The following is a 5,649-nucleotide window of genomic DNA, read 5'->3' as shown; positions in this document are numbered from 1 at the left end:
CGCCGCCGGCCGCCCGGTCGGGACGCCGGCGGCACCCGAGGGATCAGGCCGGGTCGGCGTTGCTCGGCCGCCGCCACGGCCCGGTGATCGCGAAGACGTAGCCGGGGGACTGGATGTTGGCGAACAGCACCGTGCCGTCCGGGCTGAACGTCGGGCCGGTGAACTCGCTGTCGTTCAGCTCGTTGCGGGCCAGCGGGTACGCCTTGCCCTGCGCCGTCACCCCGACCAGGTGGGACAGCCCCTCGCCGTCCTCGGCCAGGATCACCCCGCCGTAGGGCGAGACGGTGATGTTGTCCGGGCCGTCGTAGCCGCCCTCGACCGACGGGTCCGGGTTGACCCCGAAGATGGTCTTCAGGGTGACCGTCTCCGAGCGCGGGTCGTAGAACCAGACCTGGCCGTCGTGCTCGTTGACGCTGCCGTCGTCGAGCCGGGCGAAGCTGGCGACGAAGTAGGCGCCGCCGTCGGCCCACCAGGCGCCCTCCAGCTTGCGGCTGCGGGTCACCTGCTCGTCGGTGAACTGCTTGCGCACCGAGACGGTCTTCGCATCCCGGTCCGGCACGTCCATCCAGCGCACCTGGTAGCGGGTGCCCGGGGTGGTCGCCTCGGACAGGTCGGCGATGTGCCGGCTGCCCTGGAAGCAGTTCATCGCTTGCAACTCGCCGGCGGTGCCGCCGTCCGGGTGCAGGGCCAGGGCGCGCAGCGCACCCTTGCCGCCCCGGAAACCCGCCGGCGGCGTCCACCGGAAGTACAGGCCGTTCGGCCCGCCCGCGTCCTCGGTGAGGAAGATCGAGTGGGTGTACGGGTCGACCGCCACCGCCTCGTGCGAGTAGCGGCCGAGGAACGTCAGCGGCACCGGGTCGAGGTTCTGCGCCCGGTCGTGCGGGTCCACCTCGAAGACGTACCCGTGGTCCTTGAGGTAGCGGCCACCGGCCCGCTGCTCGGTCTCCTCGCAGGTCAGCCAGGTGCCCCACGGGGTGATCCCGCCGGCGCAGTTGTTGTGGGTGCCGGCCACGCTGACGTACTCGCGCAGCCGCCGCCCCGCGGCGTCCACCTCGATGGTGGTGGTGCCGCCCCGGGCCCCCGGGTCGTAGGTGAGGCCGGGCAGCGCCGGCACCGGGTACGGCTCGCTGCCGCCGATCTCGTGGTTGTTCACCAGCACCGACCCGGTGGGGGACCGGAAGCAGCCGGTGCCGTCGGCGTCGCTGGGCGTCGGGTGGCCGCTCTCCAGCAGCGTGCTGCCGGCCTGCGCCACGATCGTGTACGAGAAGCCGGGTGGCAGCGCCAGCAGGCCGGCCGGGTCTTCGACCAGTTCGCCGTAGCCGACGGCCGGGCGGCAGGCGGCCCGGGCGGCGGCCGGTCGGCGATCGCCTCCAGGCTGCCGGCCACCACGATGCCGAGGCCGCCGGCGGCGCCGCTGCGCAGCAGGTTGCGGCGGGAGATGGGGGAGGAGGTCACGTCGTCACACCTTCCAGTTCTTTCATCGGGTCGTCCGCCAGCAGGCAATCCGGACCGGCGGAACACCGGGCGGCGCGGCGGCGGACCGGCAGGTGAACAATGGACCAACGGCTCGGACGCGACGCCTGGTGCGTCGCCGGCCCGGCTCCGTTAGGGTTCCCTCGACCGGACGGACGTGGTGGGGGAGCAGACGGTGGGCAGGCTCGCGTCGGCGTACGGCCAGGCGGTCACCGCCCACCGGCGGGCCCGTGACCGGTGGACCCGGGCCCGGGCGCTGCTCGACCGGCTCGCCGGGCAGCCCGTGCCGGAACGCACCGTCGACCTCGTCGCCCGGCTCGGCCGCCTCGCCGCCGCGCTGACCGGCGACCGCCGCGCTGACCGAGGCGGGCGGCTTCGCCGGCTACGCCCGGCCGGCGGGTGTGCTGGCCGGGGTGCTGCTCGCCTGGCGACGGGCACCCTTCGTCCTGGTGGTGGTCGCGGCGGCCGGCACCACGGCGCTGCTGCGCCTGGCCGGGGTGCACTGACCGGAGCCCCTCCCCGCGCTGGCGGGAAGGGGCTCCGGAGGGACCGTGCGGGTCAGATCTTGTCGCCGATGTTGACCTGCGGCGCGGGCGCCCGCATCCGGCGGAAGGTGATCGAGCGCATGATCGCGTAGAGGTAGAGCGACCCCATCCGCTCGCCGCTGTTCGGGAAGCGCTCCCGGACCAGCTTCTTGATCTTGCGAGAGATCAGGATCGAGTCGATCACCACACCGAGGGCGAGCGCACCCCAGACGATGTTCGAGGCCAGCCGGATCGCCGGCGGCATGGCCTGGTTGGAGCCGATCAGCACGATCAGCGCGCCACCGAAGAACCAGGTGCCGACCGTCCGCCGGGAGTCGACCACGTTGCGGGCCAGCAGCCGCTCCGGGCCGCGGTCGCGCGGGCCGCCCTCGCGGCGGAACTCCGCCGCCGCCTCGGCGCGGCCAGTCGGCGCTGCTCCCGCGCCTCCTCCTTGGTCAGCGGCTTCGTCGGCCCGGCGGGGGCGACGACCGGCGACCGGCCGCTTCGGGGTCTCCCGGCCCAGTTCCTTCTTGCTCGGGGTGTACCCCCGGGGGCGCGCGGAGGGCTGCTCCTCGGTCACCACGACGGTGGCGGAGGAGTCGGGGTCGGCGGACTTGCGGCGAAACAGCGACGGCACGAGGTGAAGGGTAGCCAAACGACGGCGCCCGGTGCACATCACGGTGCACCGGGCGCTCGTTCGGAGCTGGTGAGTTCGGTTACGGACGCTCGACGTGCGCGCCCAGGCTGGCCAGCTTCGCCTCGAAGTCCTCGTAACCGCGGTTGATCAGGTCCACGCCGTACACCCGGGAGGTGCCCTCGGCGGCGAGCGCCGCGATCAGGTGGCTGAACCCGGCGCGCAGGTCCGGGATGACCAGGTCGGCCGCGTGCAGCTTGCTCGGGCCGGCGATCACCGCGGAGTGCTTGAAGTTGCGCCGGCCGAAGCGGCACGGGGTGCCGCCCAGGCAGTCCCGGTAGACCTGGATGTTGGCGCCCATCGTGTTCAGCGCCTCGGTGTAGCCCAGCCGCTGCTCGTAGACCGTCTCGTGGACGATCGACAGGCCGCGGGCCTGGGTCAGCGCGACGACCAGGGGCTGCTGCCAGTCGGTCATGAAGCCCGGGTGCACGTCGGTCTCCAGCGCCACGGCGTTGAGCTCGCCGCCCGGGTGCCAGAACCGGATGCCGCCCTCCTGGCCCGGGTCGCCGAGCTTCGGCGCGCGGGCGTCGGTCACCTCGTACGCGCCGCCGACCGAGCGGAAGATGTTCAGGAAGGTCATCATGTCGACCTGCTGGGCGCCGAGCACCTCGACGTGCCCGCGGGTGGCCAGCGCCGCCGCCGCCCAGCTCGCCGCCTCGATCCGGTCGGGGATCGGCCGGTGGGTGTAGCCGCTGAGCCGCTTGACGCCCTGGATCTCGATCACCCGGTCGGTGTGGACCTTGATGATCGCGCCCATCTTCTGCAGGATGCAGATCAGGTCGATGATCTCCGGCTCGACGGCGGCGTTGCGCAGCTCGGTGACGCCCTCGGCCATCACCGCGGTGAGCAGCACCTGCTCGGTCGCGCCCACGCTCGGGTACGGCAGCGCGAACTTGGTGCCGTGCAGCCCGTTCGGCGCCGACAGGTGCAGCCCCTCCGGGGTCTTCTCGACCGTCGCGCCGAACTCGCGCAGCGCCTGCAGGTGGAAGTCGATCGGGCGCGGCCCGATGTGGCAGCCGCCCAGGTCCGGGATGAAGGCGTGCCCGAGCCGGTGCAGCAGCGGGCCGCAGAACAGGATCGGGATCCGGCTGGAACCCGCGTGCACGTTGATCTGGTCGGTGCTGGCGCTCTCGACGTTGGCCGGGTCGAAGACCAGCTCGCCCTCCTCCGCGCCGTCGGTGACCTTGACCCCGTGCAGGCCGAGCAGCCCGCGGACCACCTCGACGTCACGGATGCGCGGCACGTCGAACAGTCGGCTGGGGGTGTCGCCCAGCAGGGCGGCGACCATCGCCTTCGAGACCAGGTTCTTCGCGCCGCGCACGCGGATCCGCCCTTCCAGCGGCGTGCCTCCGTGTACGACCAGGACGTCGTCGGTCAACGCAACCTCCAGCGCGCGTCGGGTGGTGCTGTGTTCGAGGGTGGGGTCGAGCTGTCCAGCTCTTGCCGGCTGTTCAGCTACCCGGAATGGGACCGGCGCAAAACGGTCCACGATGTCGTCGCCCCGGCAGCATAGCCCTCGGTGACGAAAATGGAATCGGTCACATCGCCAGGCAGGGAACGAACCGGGGATTCCGGCATGTTTCCGTACCAGCGATGTGACCGTGGGTGATCAGCGGGCGGTGGGCGGCGGGGTGTCCGCGCCCGGCAGGGCGAGCATCTGGTCCAGCGCCACCCGCGCGTGGTGCGCGGTGTCCTCCTCGACGGTGATCTGGTTGACCACCCGCCCGGCGACCAGCTCCTCCAGCGCCCAGACCAGGTGCGGCAGGTCGATCCGGTTCATCGTCGAGCAGTAGCAGACCGCCTTGTCCAGGAACATGATCTGCTTGTCCGGGTGGGCCAGCGCCAGCCGGCGGACCAGGTTGAGCTCGGTGCCGACCGCCCAGGCCGAGCCGGCCGGGGCCGCCTCGATGGTCTTGATGATGTATTCCGTGGAGCCCACGTGGTCGGCGGCGGTCACCACCTCGTGGCGGCACTCCGGGTGCACCAGCACGTTGACCCCGGGCACCCGCGCGCGCACGTCGTTGACGCTGTCGAGGGTGAACCGGCCGTGCACCGAGCAGTGCCCCCGCCAGAGGATCATCTTCGCGTCGCGCAGCTGCTGCGGGGTGAGCCCGCCGCCCGGCTTGTGCGGGTCGTACAGCACACAGTCGTCCAGCGACAGGCCCATCTCCAGCACCGCCGTGTTGCGGCCCAGGTGCTGGTCGGGCAGGAAGAGCACCTTCGACCCCTGCTGGTACGCCCAGTCCAGGGCCCGCTTGGCGTTCGACGAGGTGCAGACCACGCCGCCGTTGCGTCCGACGAAGCCCTTGATGTCGGCCGAGGAGTTCATGTACGTCACGGGGACGGTGTCCGCCGCGACGCCCAGCTCGGTCAGCACGTCCCAGGCGGTCTCGACCTGCGACAGCACCGCCATGTCGGCCATCGAGCAGCCGGCGGCCAGGTCGGGCAGGATCACCTTCTGCGCGTCCGAGGTGAGGATGTCGGCGCTCTCGGCCATGAAGTGCACGCCGCAGAAGACGATGTACTCCGCGTCCGGCCGGGCGGCCGCCTCCCGGGCCAGCTTGAACGAGTCGCCGGTCACGTCGGCGAACTGGATCACCTCGTCGCGCTGGTAGTGGTGACCCAGCACGAACACCTTGGTGCCGAGCGCGGCCTTGGCCGCCGCCGCCCGGGCCACCAGGTCAGGGTCGCTCGGCGCCGGCAGGTCGCCCGGACACTCCACGCCACGCTCGGTGGCGGGGTCGCTGCCGCGGCCGAGGAGCAGCAGCGCAGTGGCGGTGTTGGAGGGTTCCACCCAGGTCGAAGTCACGCCTCCCATGGTCCCACAGCGTGGCTGCCGCGCAGCCTCCGCCGGTGTGGGCTGCCGCGGCCGAGGAGCAGCAGCGCAGTGGCGGTGTTGGAGGGTTCCACCCAGGTCGAAGTCACGCCTCCCATGGTCCCACAGCGTGGCTGCCGCGC

General features: G+C 72.2%; 4 protein-coding genes and 1 pseudogene. 1 reads left to right on the top strand and 4 read right to left on the bottom strand.

Annotated features, from left to right (window positions below; translation table 11 throughout):
- Nucleotides 1-43: 43 nt before the first annotated feature.
- Nucleotides 44-1,279 carry an alkaline phosphatase PhoX gene (locus tag JNW89_RS25885; RefSeq protein WP_238450904.1) on the bottom strand — a complete coding sequence of 412 codons (1,236 nt, stop codon included), beginning with the start codon at nucleotides 1,277-1,279 and terminating at the stop codon, nucleotides 44-46.
- A gap of 538 nt (nucleotides 1,280-1,817) precedes the next feature.
- Between JNW89_RS25885 and JNW89_RS25880 the strand changes: the two are divergent.
- Nucleotides 1,818-1,979: pseudogene (locus JNW89_RS25880) on the top strand (AzlD domain-containing protein); the annotation flags it as partial.
- 52 nt (nucleotides 1,980-2,031) lie between these two features.
- Here the strand turns inward: JNW89_RS25880 and JNW89_RS25875 are convergent.
- From JNW89_RS25875 to nadA, 3 genes are all read right to left on the bottom strand, one after another.
- Complete coding sequence (locus JNW89_RS25875) at nucleotides 2,032-2,634, bottom strand: DUF3043 domain-containing protein (RefSeq protein ID WP_238450902.1); 603 nt, start codon at nucleotides 2,632-2,634, stop codon at nucleotides 2,032-2,034.
- 79 nt (nucleotides 2,635-2,713) lie between these two features.
- Nucleotides 2,714-4,069, bottom strand: coding sequence for a UDP-N-acetylglucosamine 1-carboxyvinyltransferase (gene murA / locus JNW89_RS25870; protein ID WP_088961029.1), 1,356 nt, complete (start codon nucleotides 4,067-4,069; stop codon nucleotides 2,714-2,716).
- 231 nt (nucleotides 4,070-4,300) lie between these two features.
- Nucleotides 4,301-5,500, bottom strand: coding sequence for a quinolinate synthase NadA (nadA, locus tag JNW89_RS25865; RefSeq protein ID WP_238450900.1), 1,200 nt, complete (start codon nucleotides 5,498-5,500; stop codon nucleotides 4,301-4,303).
- Nucleotides 5,501-5,649: the final 149 nt, after the last annotated feature.

This window comes from Micromonospora sp. 4G55 (assembly GCF_016803375.1).
Note: the sequence above shows the minus strand (reverse complement) of the source record. Positions and strands in the feature narration are given on the sequence as shown.